General features: G+C 50.6%; 14 protein-coding genes and 2 tRNA genes. 8 read left to right on the forward strand and 8 right to left on the reverse strand.

The features are described 5' to 3' along the window. Positions 1-64: 64 nt before the first annotated feature. Positions 65-1261, reverse strand: coding sequence for a porin (locus EII14_RS02505; protein ID WP_124930998.1), 1197 nt, complete (start codon positions 1259-1261; stop codon positions 65-67). A 188-nt stretch (positions 1262-1449) separates the two neighbouring features. Between EII14_RS02505 and EII14_RS02510 the strand changes: the two genes are divergently transcribed. Then, positions 1450-2418: an ROK family protein gene (locus EII14_RS02510; RefSeq protein ID WP_124930999.1), complete on the forward strand. Its 969-nt coding sequence runs from the start codon at positions 1450-1452 to the stop codon at positions 2416-2418. Between the two features lie 514 nt (positions 2419-2932). Here EII14_RS02510 and EII14_RS02520 read toward each other — a convergent pair. Next, positions 2933-3526, reverse strand: coding sequence for a type 1 glutamine amidotransferase family protein (locus EII14_RS02520; protein ID WP_124931000.1), 594 nt, complete (start codon positions 3524-3526; stop codon positions 2933-2935). Positions 3527-3890: 364 nt separating this feature from the next. Here EII14_RS02520 and EII14_RS02525 point away from each other — a divergent pair. The 7 genes from EII14_RS02525 (at position 3891) to EII14_RS02555 (ending at position 14839) form a co-directional block, all read left to right on the forward strand. Then, positions 3891-3974, forward strand: a tRNA-Leu gene (locus tag EII14_RS02525). Positions 3975-3983: 9 nt separating this feature from the next. Next, a tRNA-Gly gene (locus EII14_RS02530) sits at positions 3984-4056 on the forward strand. Between the two features lie 1012 nt (positions 4057-5068). Beyond that, positions 5069-5920 (forward strand): carboxylating nicotinate-nucleotide diphosphorylase, encoded by an 852-nt coding sequence (gene nadC / locus EII14_RS02535; protein WP_124931001.1) that lies wholly within the window; start codon positions 5069-5071, stop codon positions 5918-5920. A gap of 73 nt (positions 5921-5993) precedes the next feature. Beyond that, the gene (locus EII14_RS02540) at positions 5994-7643 is read left to right on the forward strand and encodes a dipeptidase (protein ID WP_124931002.1); all 1650 of its coding nucleotides are present in this window, start codon (positions 5994-5996) and stop codon (positions 7641-7643) included. 83 nt (positions 7644-7726) lie between these two features. Further along, entirely contained in the window at positions 7727-9748 is a 2022-nt protein-coding gene (locus EII14_RS02545) for a bifunctional (p)ppGpp synthetase/guanosine-3',5'-bis(diphosphate) 3'-pyrophosphohydrolase (protein WP_124931003.1), read from the forward strand. 290 nt (positions 9749-10038) lie between these two features. Then, positions 10039-12762: a pyruvate, phosphate dikinase gene (ppdK, locus tag EII14_RS02550; protein WP_124931004.1), complete on the forward strand. Its 2724-nt coding sequence runs from the start codon at positions 10039-10041 to the stop codon at positions 12760-12762. Positions 12763-13219: 457 nt separating this feature from the next. Further along, entirely contained in the window at positions 13220-14839 is a 1620-nt protein-coding gene (locus tag EII14_RS02555; RefSeq protein WP_124931005.1) for an OmpP1/FadL family transporter, read from the forward strand. Between the two features lie 238 nt (positions 14840-15077). Here EII14_RS02555 and lpdA read toward each other — a convergent pair whose 3' ends face one another. The 6 genes from lpdA to EII14_RS02585 all read right to left on the reverse strand — a co-directional run bounded on the left by lpdA (position 15078) and on the right by EII14_RS02585 (position 22067). Further along, positions 15078-16451 (reverse strand): dihydrolipoyl dehydrogenase, encoded by a 1374-nt coding sequence (gene lpdA, locus EII14_RS02560; RefSeq protein WP_124931006.1) that lies wholly within the window; start codon positions 16449-16451, stop codon positions 15078-15080. Beyond that, positions 16448-17917, reverse strand: coding sequence for an aminomethyl-transferring glycine dehydrogenase subunit GcvPB (gene gcvPB / locus EII14_RS02565; RefSeq protein ID WP_124931007.1), 1470 nt, complete (start codon positions 17915-17917; stop codon positions 16448-16450). Before gcvPB ends, lpdA begins: the two co-directional genes overlap by 4 nt. Next, complete coding sequence (gene gcvPA, locus EII14_RS02570; protein ID WP_124931008.1) at positions 17914-19251, reverse strand: aminomethyl-transferring glycine dehydrogenase subunit GcvPA; 1338 nt, start codon at positions 19249-19251, stop codon at positions 17914-17916. The genes gcvPB and gcvPA overlap by 4 nt, the downstream gene beginning before the upstream one ends. 100 nt (positions 19252-19351) lie before the next feature. Continuing rightward, the gene (gene gcvH, locus EII14_RS02575; protein WP_124931009.1) at positions 19352-19732 is read right to left on the reverse strand and encodes a glycine cleavage system protein GcvH; all 381 of its coding nucleotides are present in this window, start codon (positions 19730-19732) and stop codon (positions 19352-19354) included. A gap of 225 nt (positions 19733-19957) precedes the next feature. Next, a complete protein-coding gene (gcvT, locus tag EII14_RS02580; RefSeq protein WP_124931010.1) occupies positions 19958-21055 on the reverse strand; it encodes a glycine cleavage system aminomethyltransferase GcvT in 1098 nt (365 codons plus the stop codon). 34 nt (positions 21056-21089) lie between these two features. Further along, a complete protein-coding gene (locus EII14_RS02585) occupies positions 21090-22067 on the reverse strand; it encodes a lipoate--protein ligase (protein WP_124931035.1) in 978 nt (325 codons plus the stop codon). Positions 22068-22410: the final 343 nt, after the last annotated feature.

Here is a 22410-nt window from a genome sequence, read left to right on the forward strand (position 1 = left end):
CCGAGAGGCAGACTGCCGCATCGCCGTCTGCCTCTCGGGGTATGTATGCTTTGTAAAGCCGATGTCAAAATCGTGCCGTCACTTGTGCGTCGAGCACATTGTATCGTCTGTCCGCCCCGACGGGTGTCGAGCGGTCGCAGGTGTGGGTGTAGTTGAGTTGGAGCAGCAGATTTTTGCCGAGCCAATAGTTGGCCGAAAGGTTCCAATCGGTTTTCATGCCGCCCCAAGTGCGGGCATTGTCGCGATAGCAATCCCAACGGCCGTAAATCTTCAAACCTTCCACGCCGCGCACGGGCACACCCACCGCCGCATACCACGCATCGCTTCGGTCGGCACCGCCTTTCAGCGTACTGCCCACACTGTGTACATACTCGCTGCGCACCGTCCAATCCGACTCATACATCACGCCCAGGCCATAGCGATGACGGGCTATGGTCTGCAAACGATTGTTTTCGTTGGTGTGTCGTCCTTCCCAACCGAAAGCACCGATTTTCAATTCTTTCAACGGACTCACCCAAAAGCCGGCGATGAGATCTTTGTGGTGATTCAAATCGCGGTGGTTAATGCCTTGTCCGTTATACAAGCCCACTTGATAGTGAAAGAGCGGATGCCCCGCTTCCGTTTTCCAAAAATCGCCTTGCACCTGCACTCCGCCGTCGCGACCCGACGAACGGTGTGCCCCGATACGGTCGCTCACGCTTTGCAAACGGTTGGCGGCCTGCGAATAACTGCCAAAACCGATCGAGAGCGGCGAAATGGGATTTTCAAAACCGAAACACCGCTTAAACTGTCCCAATTTCACTCGAAAAAACTCATGACGTTGCCACTCGACGAAAGCATCGAGCACACGAGGGCCGCGATCCGTGCCGGGGGCATCGCTGACTTCCAACTGAAAGCGATAATAAAAATCGCGCCACGCATGGCCGCTGCCATAAAGACGAAACCGCCGAATGTCGAAACCACCGTTGGAGGCTGTGCCCCGACGGTCGGAAATATTGTAGCGGCCGGTCAAATAGCCTCCGAATTTGAACGTCGTCTTAAACTCTTCCTTCATTTTCATTAAAGTCGTTTGACGCTCCTCACCCTCCATGGGCACGGCCGCCACATCCGGCGTGGCCGTCGAAACATCGACCGAAACATCGGAAGACACAACAACAGGCAACACGACCTCGGAAACATCGTTTTCCGGAATAACGCCGGTGGCCGACACCGACAACATGCCCGACGACACACACAAAAGCAAAAGGGAAAATTTCTTCATAAAATCAACGTGCAAAAAGGAATTCGTTTTTTTGACGGCGCAAAAATATAAAAAAACGGCTAATCTTCTCCTTTTTGCACCGAAAAACGAAAACTCCACCTACAAAAAGGAGAGAAGAAAGGTGGAAAAATCGAATTTTCTGTTTATTTTTGCAATCTATTCATTCACCAACCCCTCAAACACATACTATGGAAGAATTTAACGAAAAGCCCTATGTGATCGGTCTTGACATGGGCGGCACCAATTCCGTTTTCGGCATCGTGGATCAACGCGGCAACATCATCGCACAAACCGCAATCAAAACGCAAGCCTACCCCGACGTTAACGACTATGTCGCCGCGGCAGTCGAAGCCCTCCAACCGGCACTCGACGTAGTGGGCGGCATCGATCAAATCCGCGGCATGGGCATCGGTGCCCCCAACGGCAATTTCTACAACGGCACTATCGAATACGCCGCCAACCTCATTTGGAAAGGCATCGTTCCGATCGGCGAACTCTTCGAAAAAGCACTCGGCATCCCCTGCCGCGTCACCAATGACGCCAACGCCGCCGCCATGGGCGAAATGACCTACGGCGTGGCACGCGGCATGAAAAACTTCATCATGATCACCCTCGGCACGGGCGTGGGTTCGGGCATCGTGGTCGATGGAAAAATCGTGTATGACTCCGACGGATTTGCCGGCGAACTGGGACACTTCGTGGTCGATCACACCTCGGAAGGCCGCGCCTGCGGTTGCGGTCGCAAGGGATGCCTCGAAACCTACTGTTCGGCCACGGGCGTGGCACGCACCGCTCGCGAAATTCTCTCCAAGAGCAATGACCCGTCGCCCCTTCGAGAGCTGAACCCCGAAACAATCACCTCGTTTGATGTGTTTCAAGCTGCGGAAAAAGGCGATCCTCTCGCCCGCGAAATCTTTGAAGTGACCGGCACACTCCTCGGCCGTTCCTGCGCCGACTTCGCCACGTTCAACACGCCCGAAGCCTTCATCTTCTTCGGAGGCCTGGCCAAAGCGGGCGAATACATCATGGCCCCCATCCGCAAAGCCTACGACGAAAATATCCTCAACATCTTCAAGGGCAAAGCCAAACTCCTCGTATCGACCCTTAAAGGCGCAGAGGCCGCCGTGCTCGGTGCTTCCGCCCTCGGTTGGGAATAATGTAATGGAATATCGGGATAATGAAAGGATATAATATCGGAGCGCAGACCTAAACCGATACAACATTCATATATCGCATTGTCGCCCCATTCCATCGCTCCACGATTTCAAAACACTGAATTTACGCACATTGTTCCGAGAAACCATACCCAAACAAAACAAGCATTGCTTTGAGCAATGCTTGTTTTGTTTGGTGATAAGAAGTTTCGAGCCTCAATCAATGTCTGACCATCGAAGCCCCCGGCAAAACTGCGCAATCACTAAAATGAGACTTTTGCAGAGGTCTCTTGAGGTATCGCTTGAAACGATGAAGGTCATTCAGTGTCGTGACTTGCAGAACAGGAACACGGAATACCACGAACGCATCATAGCCCTCGTACACCGCAACATCAAGCAGATACAGAGCCGTGTAGCCTAAGACCTAAAAACAAAAGCCCCGAAGTGAATTAAGAAAATCACTTCGGGGCTTCTTTTCTTTGTCTTTGAGGCGAGCGGGCGACCAAAAGAATTGCATTTACCTAAAAAATCCATTCTTGAAGAAATCATACCAGCCGGCTATCACCTCAGGGGTATTCGCTTGCAGCAAGCGAAGCATCTCGCGAGTAAACTCCAAATACCCTAGACCATTTGCAGTAACTATATTCTTGTCACTGACGGCTAGCTCTTTCATATATCCAGCCTCATTGGTATAGCTTTCCCCACCCCATTGCTTGAGCTGGTCAAGACCGTTGCCCGTATGCTTGACATCGTTTAGGAAGCCGTGTGAGCATAAAAACGAAGAGCCGTTGCATATTGCCCCAATGATTTTACCCTTACCCAGTGCCTCCTGAACCAACGGGGAGACAAGTTCAGCCTCGGGTGAATCCCAACTGTTTCCACCAATGAGCACCAAAGCAGTATAATCTCTCGGCATATTCTCAAAAGAGTAGTCGGGCAAGGTTCTTATCCCCCCGATGGAACGGACTGCGTCCAAGGTCGGAGCCGCAGTATATACTTCGTACTTGACATCACTTCCCGGCACTACGCCTACATGAAGAGCTGTGGAAAGAAACGCTCCTTCCCAGTCTGTGTAGTCATTCAATAATACAAAAACAACCTTCTGTTTCATAAAAAATCAATTATTACTCTGCAAAAGTACTCATTCATAATTATAAAGACGAATAAACAAACAAGAAACCGATTCTTATAATTCGACACCCTCACAATGAGCATACTTTGAAAGACCTCTGCAAAAGCCCCTTACGTTCTTTCAGTTTTCATACTCAGAAAGTCATCTCTATATGTCATTCTGATTATTTTAGAGAGTTTCGCAGCAGTCTTGGATTATTTTTTATTCGGAAGTTTGGTCATATAGAAAAAATATCATACTTTTGCACTCGCAATCGGGAAGCAACAGCCAACCCGAAGCCTCAAAGCAAGATGTGGCTTCTTCCTCCAAACCACGTTTTTCAATCTTGCCAAGAGAAAAAAATGGAGAGGTGGCGGAATTGGTAGACGCGCTACTTTGAGGGGGTAGTGTCAATTGCGACGTGGGAGTTCGAGTCTCCTCCTCTTCACTTTTATCTGCGGAAATAGCTCAGTTGGTAGAGCACAACCTTGCCAAGGTTGGGGTCGCGAGTTCGAGTCTCGTTTTCCGCTCTTCACTCAAAGAGGCAAGGCCGTGTCAGAAGCTATATTTTGACACGGACTTTTTTCTTTTTAGTCGCCTATCCCATATGAGGGATCAGCGGATAATTTCGATGGGCAAGCCTCTTTTGTCATCAAGAATAGAGTTTCGCCGGTCTATACATTCCCTTCAAAAGACGAATTTAAGAACTTGCGAAATTTAGGTCAGTGATAGATTTTCCTACTCGTTACTCCGTTTGCACTACTCCTTAGGTAAGATGCTCTACAACCAATCAAAGGAAATCGGGACGAATCGAAGAAGAAGTGGCTATTCTTCGCAAAAAGCAACTTTCAGTCCCTACATGGACTTTTTCTTTTTTTTGTCTACATTGTCTACATTCCCTTGATTAAATCGCAGATATTTAATCCTTTGCGAATGTAGACAACACGAAAAAACAACTACATTTGTCGTTACAACCTACACCCAGCATCGGGTAGGCGTGCAGATGTCTGAAATCACAACAATGTATAAAATGTAGGTTTCGGGAAAAACTGTCTACATTCGTTTCTATCTGATTGTCATCGACTTGACTCCTTTCAGTGTATGATAGCGCGCCATCCATCTACACTTATACATCACTGAAATTCAAGGGATTTCAAAACTGAGTGTATGTTTTTCGACGATTTCACGAAATACCCCTTGGAGAAGCCCATATAACGCTTCCCCGAAAAGATACGTTTGAAGTGTAGCCAAAGGTGCATTCGACCACACAACCGGAACTGCCGACAAGGCGATTACACTTTCTCTTTATTTCTATTTTTATTACAGACCGGCAACGTAAGAAGTGTCGTTCTCTCTTAGAAACCGCTGTTTATCTTGATGTTCAGCCCTTCCAACATCACCCCTTACCGAAAGCCTGCGCGAGAGAGAAACAAATGGGTTTTCGGAAAAAAGAAGACATAGTTTTTCTCGGTTCACAAAAAAAAATTAACTTTGTGGCTCAAACCTCGTTTTCACATCAATAATATATATAGTATCCCCAACATGTATTCCGTAGAAGAACTCAACGAACAACTCATCGAACTGGCCTTTTCCGAAGACATCGGCGATGGCGACCACACCACCCTTTGCTGCATCCCGACAGAAGCCCAAGGCAGCAGTCGGCTACTCATCAAGGAAGAAGGCATTTTGGCCGGCGTGCGAATGGCGCGCGAAGTGTTTCGAAAGTTTGACCCGGAACTCAAAATGGAGGTGTTCCTCGAAGACGGTGCGCACGTCAAGCCGGGCGATGTGGCCTTTGTGGTGAGCGGAAGTACGCAAAGCCTGCTGCAAACGGAGCGGCTGATGCTCAACATCATGCAGCGTATGAGTGGCATTGCCACCATGACGGCACGATATGCCGAACGCTTGAAGGGGACGAAAACACGGGTGCTCGACACACGAAAAACCACTCCCGGCATGCGCATGCTTGAAAAAGAAGCCGTAAAAATCGGCGGCGGAACCAACCACCGCATCGGCTTGTTTGACATGATTCTCCTCAAAGACAACCATATAGACTTCTGCGGAGGCATCGCCAAAACGCTCGATCGCTGCGCAGTCTACAAAAAAGAAAAAGGACTCGATCTGAAAGTGGAAATCGAATGCCGAACGTTTGACGACATCCGGCAAGTGATGGCACACGGCGGAGCCGACCGCATCATGCTCGACAACTTTTCGGTGGCCGATACACGCAAGGCGGTGGAAATGATCGGCAACCGCTTCGAAACGGAATCGTCGGGCGGCATCACCTTCGACACCCTCCGCGACTATGCCGAATGTGGCGTGGACTTCATCTCTGTGGGCGCGCTGACCCACTCGATCAAAGGGCTCGACATGAGTTTCAAGGCCGTGGAATAACAAACAAGAGAGGTTTTCGCCATGAAAAGGGCACGTCCCTCAATCTGAATTTATCAACTCTGCATTTGCGAATATGAAAAAGATACTCCTGCTTTTGGCCGCCTTTGCGGCTCTTTCGGCTCCGGCCTGCACCAATCTTCTGGTAGGCAAGAAAGCCTCGAAAAACGGTGAAACGTTCGTTACATACAGCGCCGACTGCTATGGCATGTACGGTCGTTTGTTGCACTATCCGGCCGCACGCCACACCTCCGGCACGATGCGCCAAATTTTCGATGGCGACACCCATAAATATTTGGGACAAATTCCCGAAGCGGCTGAAACTTACAACGTGATGGGCAATCTCAACGAACACGGATTGGCCATTGTGGAAACCACCTTTGGCGGTCGCGAAGAACTCGAACCGAAAGACCCGATGGGCGGCATAGACTATGTTTCGCTCATGGCACTGGGCTTGCAGCGTGCCAAAACGGCGCGCGAGGCCATTCGCGTCATGACCGACCTGGTGGCCAAACACGGCTATTCGTCGTCGGGCGAATCGTTTTCCATTGCCGACCCCGAAGAGGTGTGGATCATGGAGATGATCGGTAAAGGCGACGCAAAAAAAGGCGCGGTGTGGGTGGCCGTGCGCATTCCCGACGATTGCATCTCGGCACATGCCAACCAAAGCCGCATCCACAAGTTCGACTTGAAAGACAAGAAGAATGTGATGTATTCGAAAGACGTGATCAAATTTGCACGCCAAAAGGGCTACTTCACGGGGAAAGACGAAGAGTTTTCTTTCTCGGCAGCCTACTCTCCCGCCACGTTCGGCAGCCAGCGTTTTTGCGATGCACGGGCGTGGAGTTTCTTCAACAAACATGTGGAGGGCATGGAACGCTACGTGCCCTTTGTGGACGGCTACCATTTGGAAACGAGTGAAGTGATGCCGCTCTATTTCAAGCCCAAACACCTCCTATCGCTCGAAGACATGATGGAAGGCATGCGCGACCACTACGAAGACACGCCTTTCGATTTCACCAAAAACGCGGCATCGGGCATCTACGAAATGCCCTATCAACCCACACCGCTCACTTGGGAACACAAAGGCAAGAAGTATTTCAACGAACGCCCCATCTCGACGCAGCAGGCAAGCTACGTGGTGGTGGCACAGTTGCGCTCGTGGCTGCCCCGTGAAATCGGCGGTGTGCTGTGGTTCGGCAACGACGATCCCAACATGGTGGCGTTCACCCCCGTCTACGGCTCGTCGGCCATGGTGCCGACGTGCTACGCCGACTCCACGGCCAACGACCACACCTTCTCGTGGAAATCGGCTTTTTGGGTGTGCAACTGGGTGTCAAACATGGTCTATCCGCGCTACACGCAAATGTATCCCACACTCAAAGCCACACGCGACCGCTTGCAAATGGAAATTTTCTTGAAGCAGGTAGACATCGAAGCACAGGCGCAACTCGCCCTTCAAGAGGGAAAGAGAGAGTTGGCACTCGGTCTGCTCGACGGCTTCTCGAACGGCGTGGCGGAAAGAATGATGACAAAGTGGAAGCAACTCGGACAACACCTCATCATGAAGTTCAACGACATGGCCGTGAAAAAAGAGAAAGACGGCAAGTTTGAACTCACTCCCGACGGCATTTGCGTGCCCCCCGAACGTCCGGGCTACCCTGAACAATATCGCGACATTCTCATTCGCGAAACGGGCAACCGCTTCTTGCAACCGCAACCATAACGACACATGTTTCCGAAAGGTGATTTCCCGGTTTCGGGAATCACCTTTCGACATAACAACGACACTTCACAACACGAATGGCCATGTCACACTCCGACCTGCAACAAATCACCGACCTTGCCTTAATAGAAGCCTTTGGTTTCGATCCGTCTGAAATGGCACAGGCCGCTCTCGAACTGGCAGCCGAAGAAATCGGACTGAAAGACTGGACACCCACCGAAGAAGACATCGAAGCCTTCCGGCGCGTGCACGAACTCGAAGCTCTCAACGAAGAGATGCTCAAAACCGACAACTTCCGAAACCTCCTCGTTTCGCAGGCTGCCGACATGCGCGTCGTGCTCATGCTCATTGCCGAATGCGTGGTGCTGATGCGACGCGTGAAAAACAGCCTCGCCGAAAAAGCCCGACGGCGACTCTCGCTCGAAGCGGCACATATCTACGCCCCATTGGCACACAAACTCGGACTCTACAAACTGAAATCGGAACTCGAAGACCTGTCGCTCAAATACTTGGAACGAGAGGCTTACTATCACATCAAAGAGTCGCTCAACGCCACCAAAAAGAGCAGAGATGCCTATATCGAAAACTTCCTCGCGCCGATCCGCAAAATGCTCACCGAAGCCGGACTGAAATACCACATGAAAGGACGCACCAAGAGCATTCACTCCATTTGGCAAAAAATGAAGAAACAACGGTGCGGTTTCGAGGGCGTGTACGACCTTTTTGCCATTCGCATCATTCTCGACTCCGCCCCTTCCAAAGAGGTGGCCGAATGTTGGAAGGTATTTTCGCTCATCACCGACAGATATGAGTCGAACCTTAAACGCCTGCGCGACTGGGTCACTGTGCCCAAGTCGAACGGCTACGAGAGCCTGCACGTCACGGTGCTCGGTCCCGAAAACAAATGGGTGGAAGTACAAATCCGCACCGAGCGCATGGACGAGGTGGCTGAACACGGGCTTGCCGCCCACTGGCGATACAAAGGAGTGAAGTCGAGCGAAGGAGGCGTAGACAACTGGTTGGCCGGCATACGCGCCGCACTCGAAGCCGGACGTGATCCGCAAGTGGACGAGCAGGCCGCCACAAGCTTAAAAGACAACTCTGTCTATGTGTTTACACCCAAAGGCGACCTCTTCAAACTTCCGCTCGGAGCAACGGTGCTTGACTTTGCCTACCTCATTCACTCAAAAGTGGGAAACCGATGCGTGGGGGGAATTGCAGACGGCAGAAACGTGCCCATACGGCAACAGTTGCAAAGCGGTCAGAAGGTTGAGGTGCTGACTTCCAACAATCAGCAACCGCGCTTGGAATGGCTCAACATCGTGGTGTCAAACCACGCCAAAGCCAAAATCCGACAGGCACTGAGAGAGATACAAAGCCGGGACAGCTTAATGGGGCGGGAAATTTTGGAGCGAAAGCTCAAAAACAGAAAGCTCGAATGGGATGAAAGCACCCTCAATCAGTTGATCAAAAAGCAGGGATACAAAGAGGCGGCCGACTTCTATTCCGACATCGTGGAAGAACGCAACGACCTCAACGCCACGCTCGAACTCTACATCGAGCTGCAAAAACGCGAAGCCGGAACGGCCGAAAGAGCCGAAACAAGAAGTGCGGAAGAATACACCTTCAAAGACAGCATCGAACGCACAGACGGCGGTACAGACGACGTGTTGGTCATTGACAGCAATCTGAAAGGCGTAGACTTCCACATGGCACGCTGCTGCTCTCCGGTGTACGGCGACGACGTATTCGGCTTTGTCAGCGTGTCGGGCGGGATCAAAATCCACCGCCAAAGCTGTCCGAACGCACAGCAAATGAGAGATCGGTTTCCCTATCGAATCGTCCGTGCTCGCTGGGCAGGAAAAGGAGGTGGAAATTATCCGATCACGCTCCACGTTGTCGGGCAAGATGACCTCGGCATCGTGAACAACATCACGTCCATCATTTCAAAAGAAGAGCACATCACCCTGCGAAACATCCTCATCGAAAGCAATGACGGTTTGTTCTATGGCACACTGACCGTGCTCATTGACGACACCACACAACTGAATCGCCTCATCAAAAAACTGCGTACGGTGAAAGGCGTCAAAGCCGTCGGACGTTGATCGAGAATACACGTTCGCTCCACAACTTTTCGGAACAAGATGCTTTGCCATATCCCCCACTCGCGCAAAGCACCTTGTTCCATATTGTTTGTTTTGTCTGTTTTATTCTTTCTTATATCTCTCGCGACACGTTATGTCGGCGTTTTTTCGTAAATTCGCGTTCGAAACTAACAGAAATGCCTAAAAACCGCCTTTCAGCAAGTTCACTTTACAAAAAGGACAAACAATTTGGTTCTTTTAAGTATTATATCTATATTTGCAGAAGACAATATTAATCATATAATAATTCAATGAAAAAAGTAAAAAGAGTTTACACCTTCGGCAACGGCCGCGCCGAAGGTGATGCAACACTCCGTGACTTGCTCGGAGGAAAAGGAGCCAACCTCGCCGAAATGAACAAAATCGGTGTGCCCGTGCCTCCGGGATTTACCATCACCACCGACACCTGCAACGACTACTACACCGTTGGGCAAGACGAAATCATAGCACAACTCACCGAAGAAGTGGATGCCGCCATCGCACAAACCGAAGAGAGCATGAATTGCAAATTCGGCGATGCCTCCAACCCCTTGCTCCTTTCCGTACGCTCCGGAGCACGTGCTTCGATGCCGGGCATGATGGACACCATTCTCAACCTCGGCTTGAACGACGAAGTCGCAGCAGGCCTTGTTGCCAAGACCGGAAATCCCCACTTCGTGTACGACTCTTATCGTCGCTTCGTGCAAATGTACGGTGACGTGGTGCTCGGCATGAAACCCGAAAACAAGGAAGACATTGATCCGTTCGAAGCCATCATCGAAGAGGTGAAAACCGCACGTGGTGTGCATTTGGACAAAGACCTCACGGTGGAAGATCTCCAAAATCTCGTGGAACGCTTCAAGAAAGCCATTAAGGATCAAACCGGAAAAGACTTCCCCACAGATCCCAAAGAACAACTTTGGGGTGCTGTCTGCGCCGTATTCCGCAGCTGGATGAACGAGCGCGCCATTCTCTACCGTAAAATGGAAGGCATCCCTGCCGAATGGGGAACGGCAGTCAATGTGCAAGCCATGGTGTTCGGAAACATGGGAGAAACTTCTGCCACCGGCGTATGCTTCAGCCGCGACGCCGGAAATGGTGAAAACGTATTCAATGGCGAATACCTCGTCAATGCCCAAGGCGAAGACGTTGTGGCCGGTATCCGCACTCCTCAACAAATCACCAAACTCGGCGCACAACGTTGGGCAGAACGCGCCGGTATCAGCGAAGAAGAACGTGTGGCAAAATATCCTTCAATGGAAGAAGCCATGCCCGAAATCTACACCGAGCTCAACGCCCTGCAAAACAAGCTCGAACAGCACTACCGCGACATGCAAGACATGGAGTTCACCGTGCAAGAGGGCAAACTGTGGTTCCTCCAAACTCGTAATGGTAAAAGAACCGGTACGGCAATGGTGAAAATCGCCATGGATCTGCTCGCAGAAGGCATGATCGACGAAAAGACGGCTATCAAACGCTGCGAACCCAACAAGCTCGACGAACTTCTCCACCCCGTTTTCAACAAACAAGCTTTGACAACGGCCAAGGAAATCACGCGTGGCCTGCCGGCATCTCCCGGTGCAGCTTGCGGACAGATCGTGTTCCACGCCGACGATGCCGAAAAATGGGCGGAAGAAGGCAGAAAAGTCATTATGGTGCGTATCGAGACATCTCCCGAAGACCTCGCGGGAATGGCAGCGGCAGAGGGTATCCTCACGGCACGCGGAGGTATGACCTCTCACGCTGCCGTCGTGGCACGCGGTATGGGTAAATGCTGCGTATCGGGAGCCGGAGCAATCCAAATCGACTATAAAACTCGCACGATCGAAGTAGATGGCCTCAAATTCAAAGAAGGCGACTACATCTCGCTCAATGGTACAACCGGTTGCGTTTACGCAGGAGAAATTCCCACCGAAGCGGCAGAACTCAGCGGAGATTTCAGCAAACTCATGGAGCTTTGCTCGAAATATTCCAAACTCAATGTCCGCACCAACGCCGACACTCCGCACGATGCAAAAGTAGCCAAAGACTTCGGTGCTGTCGGCATCGGTCTTTGCCGCACGGAACACATGTTCTTTGAAGCGGAAAAAATTGTCGCAATGCGCGAAATGATCCTCAGCGAAACTGCCGAAGGCCGCGAAAAGGCTCTCGAAAAGATCCTTCCCTACCAAAAATCGGACTTCCTCGGCATCTTCCGCGCCATGGATGGTTGCCCTGTGAACGTTCGCTTGCTCGATCCCCCTCTCCATGAATTTGTGCCCCACGACAATGCCGGACAAGAAGAAATGGCCAAGGCTATGGGAGTTACGGTGGAATACATTCGCCAACGCGTAAACAGTCTTGTTGAAGCCAATCCCATGCTCGGTCACCGCGGTTGCCGTCTCGGAAACACTTATCCCGAAATCACCGCGATGCAGACTCGTGCCATTCTCGGTGCGGCCGTCGAACTCAAACGCGAAGGTTTGAACCCCATGCCCGAAATCATGGTGCCCCTCACCGGTATCCTCCACGAATTTGAAGCACAAGAAAAAGTCATTCGCAACACTGCCGCCAAACTCTTTGAAGAAGAAGGCATTGAAGTAGACTTCAAAGTCGGAACGATGATCGAAATTCCTCGCGCTGCCCTCACAGCCGATCGCATCGCCACTCGCGCCGAATATTTTTCTTTCGGTACGAACGACCTCACTCAAATGACTTTCGGCTACTCTCGCGACGACATTGCCAGCTTCCTGCCCATATACTTGGAGAAGAAGATCCTCAAAGTCGATCCTTTCCAAGTACTCGACCAAAACGGCGTAGGACAGCTTGTGCAAATGGCTGTTGACAAGGGTCGTTCCGTTCGTCCCGAACTGAAATGCGGTATTTGCGGTGAACACGGAGGTGAACCTTCATCCGTAAAATTCTGTCACAAAGTAGGTCTCAACTACGTCAGCTGTTCTCCTTTCAGAGTACCCATCGCCCGCCTTGCCGCGGCACAGGCTGCTATTGAGGAATAATAAAAAGCCCTCGTAACTTACGAGTTAGGCGGTAAATCTCCTTTTTACAGAGATTTACCGCCTATTTTCTAAAAAGAAGTCTGCACATTCTGCTCAATAATCGTGCAGAAAGTGCAGAATTAACTTACGAAAGCCCACATTCTCTGTAAATTCAAACTTGCAATTTCATTCTCTATTGAAAATGGTTATATTCCTCATCTGTTAATTCGCGTGCTTTTTTAACCGTTCCATCCTTGCCAATCCATGTTGCGGTTCTTCCTTTCAAACAAAAAATCGGCAGGTGTCTTCCGTATCTGAAAGTTGAAAAGAAAAAGAAGAAAGAAGGTTGTTTTGACACTTTGAGGCATCAAAAATAACAAAACGGATACATTTTGGAGAAATATACTGCACAAAACCTTCTACGATGTGCAGCCATTTCGTACTTTCGTGGCTGAAAACACCAATTAATCAGAAAAATATGAAAAAGATAGCTCTTTCAGTAGCATTCACTACCGCCGTATTCACGGCACAGGCAGGCGGTTATCTGACCAACACCAATCAAAACGTAGTCTTCTTGCGCAATCCGGCACAGGGTGCAGCCATCAATCTGAACGGCGTTTATTCCAATCCGGCAGGAGTAAGTTTTTTGGAAAACGGAATCCATGTGGGCTTCAACTGGCAAGCCGCTTTTCAAACTCGCGAAGTGACTTCGACATTTGCCCCTTTTGCTTTCGGGCAGTATAATGACGGTCGTCAAACCAAATTCTTTGAAGCCTCGGCCAAAGCTCCCGTCATTCCTTCTCTGCAAATGGCTTGGGTGAAGGATCGTTGGAATCTTCAATTCAACTTCGCCATCGTCGGTGGTGGAGGAAAAGCCGAATTCGATCAAGGCATGGGGTCTTTCGAGAGTCAGGTGGCTCTTCTCGGCATGCTCGGAAAAAATCAGAACTTAGGCTTCGACCGCTACGACGTCAAAGCCTACATGCGCGGTAAGCAATACTACTATGGTTTCACACTCGGATCGGGCTATAAACTCAACGAAAACTGGTCGGCCTACCTCGGTTTGCGTGGCATTTATGCTTCGGCCAACTACTACGGCTACTTGAAAGACATCCGCATCAATGCCGGGGAGAATGGTGCCATGGTGAATGCGCCACAACATTTCTCGGTTCAAAGTGCAGGCTATGCGGCAAAAGCTACCGCCGCCAAGCAGAAAGCACAAGAATACAAAGCTGCCGCAGAGCAATATATTGCGGCAGGAAATACCACAGCGGCACAGCAGGCAGCGGCAGCGGCCGAACAATATGCCGAAGGAGCACAAAAAGCAGCAAAAGGAGCACGCACGTATGGTGTGCTTGCAGCCGCCACCAAGGACGTTACGCTCAATGCCGACCAAGATGCTTTCGGCATGGCTCCCATCGTAGGAGTGCACTATCACGGTAAGAAATTTGATGCCGCAGTGAAATATGAGTTCGGAACGCGCATGGAGTTTACCAACAAAGCCGCCAACAGCGAAAGTGCCGATAACCTTGCAGCTCTTGCTCCCTACAAGGACGGTGTGAAAGTGCGCGGAGATGTTCCGGCACTCCTCACACTCGGAGTGCAATATCGCCCTATCGAACGCCTTCGCCTTAATGCCGGCTACCACTACTATTTCGACAAACAAGCGAAAACCGGACTTGGCAGCCATGGTTGGAAAAATCAGCTTCTCGACGGTGGCACAAAAGAAGTGCTTTTCGGAGCCGAATACGACGTAAACGAGAAGTTTGAAATCAGTGCCGGTATGCAGCGCACGATCTATCCCAACACCGATGCTTATATGAACGACCTTTCGTTCACTGTCAGCTCCACCAGCGTCGGCCTCGGTATCGGCTATCGTCTGAATGATCGCGTAAAATTCAACGTTGCCTATTTCCAAACCTTCTACGACGATTACACCAAAACGACCGACAACTACAACAATACGGCCAACATCGTCAAACTCGCACAAGGCGAAGAGGCTGCCAAGACGTTGATCGAATCGGGCAAACTCTCCGGAACAGACGTTTTCACGCGTAGCAACAAAGTCTTTGGCCTCGGTGTCGAACTCAAATTCTGATTCTTACAACGGATCTTTTTCCAACGCCCTCCAAACTCTCTTTTTTTATCTCGTTTTCATTGAATGAAGGCCGTGTCGAAATGTAAGTTTTGACACGGCCTTTTTCATGTTGCACAGGTCCGGATTGAGATAAAAAGTTTACCGAACGGTCATAATTTGCAAAAGCAAAAGCATAATCCAAAGCGAGGGAGGGGAAGTGGAATTTACACGCATTCCTTTCGGAAATGTTCGAGCTCAATCAAGATGTTGCGTCGAGCAAGACCTCTCCCAAAGTGGGATGCGCATGAATGGTCGAAGACAATTCCTTTATAGTGGCTCTCCGGGCAATCATCGGCACAAGTTCCTGAATGATGTCGGCAGCATGTGCCCCAAACAGGTGTCCGCCCAAGATATGCCCCTCGGCGTCCGTTACGATTTTCACCATCCCTTCCGGCTCTCCCATGGCCAATGCTTTTCCGTTGGTGCGGAAGAAACCTTTATAACTTTTTGTTTCAATGCCTTTTGTTTTGCATTCGGCTTCGGTCATCCCTACGCCGGCAGCCTCCGGATGTGTAAAAATGGCGGCCGGCATAATGTCAAGACGAATGTCGGAAGGTTCGTTCAGCATGTGGCAAAGAGCTTTTTCTCCCTGGAAAGTTGCGGCATGCGCCAACTGGCAAAGTCCATTGACGTCACCCACCGCATAAACTCCTTCCACATTGGTCATCATGTGTTCGTTCACGGCGATACCCAACGGAGTGAACCGGATGCCGGCGTGCTCCAAGCCAAGCCCCTCAACGCGTGCTTTTCTTCCCACGGCGAGGAGTACGACATCGGCTTCCTGTCTTTTCTTTTCGCCCTTACACTCATAGGTCACTATGAGGTTTTCCTCTTGTGTGATGCTTTCTACGGCGGCTTGATTGACGAGTTCGATGCCGGCTCGTTTGAAAGACGGCTTCATCCGCTTGACCAAATCGACATCGAAATTGGGCAACATTTCCTTACAATATTCAAGCACAGTTACTTTACTGCCGAATGCACCGAATATGGAGGCAAACTCCATTCCGATCACGCCACCGCCGATGACACAAAGCCTTTCGGGAACGAATGAGAGTCGGAGCATTTCGGTAGAAGTGAGCACTCCGGGTAGGCGCACGCCGGGGAAGGAAGGGATTTTGGTTTCCGAGCCGGTGGCGATGATGATTCGCGAAGCCGAGAAACGGTTGTCCGTCAAAGGAATGCCCTCGGCATTGCGGGCGTCATCCACCTCAACGGTGTGCGCTTCTACGAAACGCGCACGTCCTTTGACCCTTGTTATGCCGGGAGCGGAGAGCAAGGTTTCGATACCGCTCCGAAGCGTTGCGACCACTTCATCTTTGCGCGCCATGGCGCGCCGAATGTCAAAACGATAGGAAAGGTCGTTCAACCCCCATTTTTCCGAATCCCGCAGATCGATCAGTATTTCTGCGTTTCGGCACAAACATTTAGTAGGGATACATCCTACGTTCAAACAAGTTCCTCCCAACTCTTCGGCCTCAACGATGAGTGTGTCCAATCCTCGTCGGGCAGCTTTTACGGCTGTTTCGTATCCTCCGGGGCCGGCTCCGATAATAATGAGATCTTTGACAATCATGATTCTATGAGATCTTTGAAGGTAAGTTTCGGTTCACGAACAGCTTTCACATCGTCAAGTCGGCGTACCGGCGTGTGGTGAGGCGCGTTTTTCACGATTTCGGGAGAAGTCTTGGCTTCTTCTGCTATCTTCCTCATCACTTCGATAAACGCATCAAGCGTAGACTTACTTTCGGTTTCGGTCGGTTCGATCATGAGCGATTGATGAAAAAGCAACGGGAAATAAATGGTTGGCGCATGATAGCCATAATCGAGCAATCGTTTGGCCACATCCAGCGTTGTGACCTCCGTGCTTTTGTCTTTCAGACCGTCGAACACAAATTCGTGTTTACACAATCCTTTTATGGGGAGTTCGTAGCAATCTTTCAGGCTTTCTTTGATGTAGTTGGCATTGAGCGTAGAGAGTGCTCCGACGCGTTTTATCTGTTCCCGTCCCATGGTCAGCAAATAAGCATAAGCGCGCATCAACACACCGTAGTTTCCGAGAAAACGGGAGATGTATCCGATCGATTTTTCATGATGACAGAGCGAATACGTCCCATCGTCAAGACGACACACCTGCGGATTGGGGAGCAATTCCGCCAAATCTTCGCGCACGCCCACCGGCCCCGCGCCGGGCCCTCCTCCTCCGTGTGGGGTGGAAAAGGTTTTGTGTATGTTGATGTGCATCACGTCGAACCCCATATCTCCGGGACGACACACGCCCAGCATCGGGTTGAGATTTGCCCCATCGTAATACATCAATCCGCCGGCCTCGTGAATAAGGCGGGCTATTTCGGGGATTTGCGTTTCAAAGATGCCCAGCGTATTGGGGTTGGTCATCATCATTCCGGCCAAATTCTCGTCGAGCAGAGGAATGAGATCTTGCACATCGACAGTGCCGTCCTCCGTGCTCTTCACCTCAACGATTTGCAATCCGCACACAGCGGCCGAGGCCGGGTTGGTGCCATGAGAGGAATTGGGGACGATGATCTTCGTGCGATGCGCATCTCCTCGACGAAGATGATAGGTGCGTATAATCATCAGCCCCACCATTTCTCCATGTGCGCCGGCATAAGGATTGAGTGTGAAACGATGCAGTCCGGATATTTCGGAAAGTGTCCGTTGCACCTCATCGTAGAGTTGGAGTGCCCCTTGTGTCGTTTCGACAGGTTGCGAAGGATGAAGAGCGGTAAATTTCGGATCGGCCGCCATTTCGTCGTTGATTTTGGGATTGTATTTCATGGTGCAGCTGCCCAAAGGATAAAATCCCGTGTCTACTCCGAAGTTGTTGTTGCTCATATTGGTATAGTGGCGCACGACGCTGAGTTCGTCCACTTCGGGCAACAGCGTGTCCGACCGGCGGCGCAATGCCGCGGGCAACTCATCAAGCGAATAGTTTCCAAAAACATTTCGTGGAAGAGAGCAACCGACGCGTCCCGGTTGGGAGATCTCAAAGATCAATTTTCCATAATAAGTATTGTTCATGGCTGAAAGTTTTTGATGAGTTCAACGAGCTTGTCGATTTCTTCTTTTGTCCGCTTCTCGGTCACGGCTATCGTGACACAATCTTCCATGCCGGGAGTTTCCGGTCGTACACCGAAATGGAAGCCCTCTCGCAGGCAATGGTTTTGCAAAGCGGTTACGTCCGATGTCGAACGCAAACAAAATTCGTTGAGAAAGGGTGAAGAGAAAACCCTCTCAAATTTTCCCGTCTTCACGAGGGCGTCGCAAAGATAGTGTGCTCCGGCATAGGACAATTCATTCACCTCCTTCAACCCCTGTTTGCCCATCAGCGACATATAAATCGTGACAAACAGCGACATCACTCCCTGATTGGTACAGATGTTGGAAGTGGCTTTTTCTCGGCGTATGTGTTGCTCTCGTGCCTGCATGGTCAAGACAAAAGCCCTTTTCCCTTCGCTGTCGGTGGTGGCACCGACGATGCGCCCGGGCATCTTTCTCACCAGAGCTTTTGTTGCACATAAGAACCCGATGTAGGGACCGCCGTAGCCGAGCGGTATTCCGAGCGATTGTGCATCGCCCACGGCTATATCCGCCCCCCACTCACCCGGCGACCTGACGACGCTCAACGTGGAAGGACGGCAATTGACGATGAAAAGAGCCTTGTGGGCATGGCAAAGGTCGGAAAAGCCGGCATAGTCTTCGATAACGCCATAGTAATTCACGGCCTGCACAAACACGGCAGCCACATCTTCGGAAATGCGAGATTGAAGATCTTCAAAATCGGTTTGTCCGTTTTTGTGGGCAATCAGCTCGATGTTCACCCCATGAAATCCGGCATAGGTTTGAAGCACACGCAGCGTTTGCGGATGCAGGGTGGAAGCAACAAGAAGCCGTTTTTTCTTTTTCCCCACCGCCAGAGCCATAAACATCGCTTCGGTGGTGGCGGTGGTGCCGTCGTACATCGAAGAGTTGGAGTAGTCCAGCCCCGTGAGATCCGCAAGCATTGTCTGGTACTCGAAGATATATTGAAGCGTGCCCTGCGAAACTTCGGCTTGATAGGGGGTGTAAGAGGTGAGAAACTCACTGCGGGAAACGAGCGTGGGAATGATGCTCGGCGTATAGTGGTCGTAGACTCCGCTGCCGGCAAAACAAATCAGACTTTTGTTTTTATCGCCGAGTTGTTGAAAGACACGACGCACCTCCAATTCCGATTTGGATTCGGGCATATCGTAATCTCTTTTCAGTTTCAGCTCATCGGGCACCTCCGCATAGAGATCATCGAGCGTTGCGACTCCGACGGTGCGGAGCATGTCCGAAATCTCCGCCTCGGTGTGAGGAAGATATTTGAAAGCCATGATGGGAAAGATTTAAGGTTAAACGATCGGAGGAACGTTGGGCGCCTCGTCTTCATTGCGCAAGCGGGAGCAGGCTGCAACTTGAAGAAGAGGAAAGGCCTTATTGAGCGATGAAGCGTGCGTAGGCTTCGGCACTCATCAGTCCTTTGAGCTCTTCCGGATTGGAGAGTTCCACCTTGACGATCCAGTGTTCAAAGGCATCTTTATTGAGCAATTCGGGTTCGTCGCCGAGGGCTTCGTTTATTTCCACCACCTTTCCCGAAACGGGCGAAATAAGATCGCTTGCAGCCTTCACGCTCTCGACGGCACCAAAGGTTTCTTCTGCCGTGATTTCATCTCCCTCTTCGGGGAGTTCGACATAGACCACGTTGCCCAACTGGCTTTGTGCAAAGTCCGTGATACCGACATAGGCCACATTGCCTTCTGTTTTTACATATTCGTGTGATTCGGAATAGAGCAATCCTTCGATAATTTTTGCCATGGTCATCTTGTTTTGATAAGTAGGTATTGAGTATGAACGGATATTAGATTTGCTTTTGTTTTTCGTCAGTATGTCGGCGGACAGGAGGAGCATGACGGGCTGCACGACCAATCACCGACAGCAGACGGAAAAGAAAGGCAAAGACGATGCCAAAGAAAAAAATCAACTGACAACGCAGAAATATTGTTTACTCTTCAACACCTGCTTAAAAGGTTAAAGGTAAGTTTATTTTTTATAGTGTTTGTCGTAAAAACGCTTTTTGGTCACCACTCCCTCTTGGAGTCGTTTGCGGATGCGCACACCCACGTTTGTTCCGATTTCGGCACAGGCCTTGTCGATGAGTGCCATGCAGACGCTCTTTCCCGTCGATACGGATTGATAGCCCGTTGTGACGCTCCCCACGACCTTGCCGTCTGCCTCCACCTCATATCCGTGTCGGGGAATGGCGCGGCCGTTCAGCTCAATGCCCACCACTTTTCGTTTGAGCCCTTCTGTTTTTTGAGCCACAATGGCATCACGTCCTACGAAGTCGCCTTTGTCGAGTTTGACAAACATTCCCAGTCCGGCTTCCAAGGGAGTGATTTCCTCCGAAAGCTCATTGCCGTAAAGCGGCAGTCCGACCTCAAAGCGCAACGTGTCGCGACAGCCCAGTCCGCAAGGCGTCACCTCTTTTGAGGCCAACAACGCGTCCCACGCCTTGCGAATGAAAGCGGGCGAACCATAAATTTCAAATCCGTCCTCGCCCGTGTATCCGGTACGGCTGATGAGCAAAGCCTGTCCTTCATGCTCCGTTTCCTTGAAGGTGTAAAACGCCAAATCGGCACACGAAATTCCCAAACAACGCTCAATGAGGCTCTCCGCTTTCGTTCCCTGAACGGCCAATTCGGCCGTTTCTTCCGAACGGTTCTTCACCTCCACCTCGAAACCGTCGGCCAGCTTTGTGAGCCAATCCAGATCTTTGTCGATGTTGGAGGCATTGACGATGAGCCAATAGTCGGTGTTGCTCTTCACGTAAACCAACAAATCGTCCACCACCCCGCCATTGGGATTGAGCAACATGCCATAGAGGATTTTTCCGTAGGGCGCACCGCTCACATCGTTGGTGAACACGTGTTGCACGAAGCGTTCGGCATCACGACCGGTGATCTGCACCTCTCCCATGTGCGAAACGTCAAACAGGCCGCAGGCCGTTCGCACCGCGTTGTGTTCGCTGATAATATCGGTGTATTGAATCGGCATTTCAAAGCCGCCAAACGGACTGATCAAAGCCCCCAGTTCCACGTGTTTGTCGTAGAGGCAGGTACGTTTAAGTGTGGTTTCCATGATTTCAGATTGAGATGAGGTTGTTGTTCTTTTTTTATTCTTCTCCGACAATGAGCTCGGTGAGTGCTTTCGGCGTGAGATTCATGATGTATTGATCCAGCTCCACCTTTTCGAGTTTGGCCTCCACGGCCTCTCTGTTGTGGGGCGTGTTTTTGAAGCGTTCCAACAAAGCGTTCAGATCTCCCACAAGAAAGAAATCGCCTTTCAGCTCAATATCTTTGATAATACCGTTTTTGAGTTCGAGGCAGGCGTCAAATTCTCCACAACCCTCGATGCGTTGTTTGCGTCGCAACGTGTAGCGTGGGTTGTTTCCGTAGATGAACGCCGGATCGAGATACTCCCGTTCTATCTCTCTAATTTGCCGCACCTCTTCCGTCGTAAGCGTCACCTGTCGGTCGCAGAGATGCGTGCGCACAAAGTCTTTGAAAGCTTCGATGTCTATCGACAAATAGTTTTTCAAGACGGTGACATGCTGCCGAACGCTCTCCACACCTTTTGAAACGAGTTTCTCCTCGCTCGGTGTGATGCTGCCCACCATGTTTTGCCAATGCGTGTCATAGAGCATTGTGCCATGCACGATGTTGCGCCCCGGAAGATGATAGAAAGCGTTGCCACTCACTTTCTTTCCGTCTACCAAAATATCATTGCGCCCCGAAGTGTAGGCTTCGACGCCGAGCTGTCGCAACACACCGACCACCATCGAAATATACTTGTCGAACGTACACGTCACGTTTTCGCCCGAATTGATATAGCTGAACATGATGTTGTGCATATCGGCATAAACACATCCCCCTCCGCTCTTGCGGCGATAGGTTTCGATGCCGTGTTCGCGGCAATAGGCCATGTTCACCTCATTCTCAATCAGCTGATTGCGGCCGAAAATCACCGTAGGCTTCACCTGCCAGAGAAAAAAACATTCCTCCAAAGGAGTGTGGCGTGCGAGATATTCCTCCATCGCCAAATAAAACGAAAGACGCTGTGTTTCGATAAAAGGAAGGGAAATATAATACATCATGCTGTCGGAATAAAGACAATGCACCGCTCAAACAACAGCGTTGAACGGTTCGGCCTCACCCCAAACGATCGGCAAATCATCGGGAGCGCGGCCGCGTCGTCGTGTTTTTCAAAAAAGAGCACATACTTGTGTGTCCGCCCCAAATTTGCGACATTGTTTTGAAACAAACAAATTTTTGGACTGTTTTTCATTTCTACTTTGCAAAAATCCTTTCCGCACGACAATGAAAAGGCGGTTTCATCGCGATTTTACGAGTTCGCGGCAAAATCGCGCCTTCCCCAAAACGAAACCTCGGCAAAACCGCGCCGACTTTCTCCGTGACGTGCCCGAACGCACCTTT

Source organism: Alloprevotella sp. OH1205_COT-284, assembly GCF_003859795.1.
Lineage (GTDB): Bacteria > Bacteroidota > Bacteroidia > Bacteroidales > Bacteroidaceae > Alloprevotella.

Excerpts from the sequence above, each read along its gene's own strand:
- EII14_RS02505 (WP_124930998.1), bottom strand. The coding sequence starts at position 1,261 with ATGAAGAAATTTTCCCTTTTGCTTTTGTGTGTGTCGTCGGGCATGTTG.
- EII14_RS02510 (WP_124930999.1), top strand. The coding sequence starts at position 1,450 with ATGGAAGAATTTAACGAAAAGCCCTATGTGATCGGTCTTGACATGGGC.
- EII14_RS02520 (WP_124931000.1), bottom strand. The coding sequence starts at position 3,526 with ATGAAACAGAAGGTTGTTTTTGTATTATTGAATGACTACACAGACTGG.
- nadC (WP_124931001.1), top strand. The coding sequence starts at position 5,069 with ATGTATTCCGTAGAAGAACTCAACGAACAACTCATCGAACTGGCCTTT.
- EII14_RS02540 (WP_124931002.1), top strand. The coding sequence starts at position 5,994 with ATGAAAAAGATACTCCTGCTTTTGGCCGCCTTTGCGGCTCTTTCGGCT.
- EII14_RS02545 (WP_124931003.1), top strand. The coding sequence starts at position 7,727 with ATGTCACACTCCGACCTGCAACAAATCACCGACCTTGCCTTAATAGAA.
- ppdK (WP_124931004.1), top strand. The coding sequence starts at position 10,039 with ATGAAAAAAGTAAAAAGAGTTTACACCTTCGGCAACGGCCGCGCCGAA.
- EII14_RS02555 (WP_124931005.1), top strand. The coding sequence starts at position 13,220 with ATGAAAAAGATAGCTCTTTCAGTAGCATTCACTACCGCCGTATTCACG.
- lpdA (WP_124931006.1), bottom strand. The coding sequence starts at position 16,451 with ATGATTGTCAAAGATCTCATTATTATCGGAGCCGGCCCCGGAGGATAC.
- gcvPB (WP_124931007.1), bottom strand. The coding sequence starts at position 17,917 with ATGAACAATACTTATTATGGAAAATTGATCTTTGAGATCTCCCAACCG.
- gcvPA (WP_124931008.1), bottom strand. The coding sequence starts at position 19,251 with ATGGCTTTCAAATATCTTCCTCACACCGAGGCGGAGATTTCGGACATG.
- gcvH (WP_124931009.1), bottom strand. The coding sequence starts at position 19,732 with ATGGCAAAAATTATCGAAGGATTGCTCTATTCCGAATCACACGAATAT.
- gcvT (WP_124931010.1), bottom strand. The coding sequence starts at position 21,055 with ATGGAAACCACACTTAAACGTACCTGCCTCTACGACAAACACGTGGAA.
- EII14_RS02585 (WP_124931035.1), bottom strand. The coding sequence starts at position 22,067 with ATGTATTATATTTCCCTTCCTTTTATCGAAACACAGCGTCTTTCGTTT.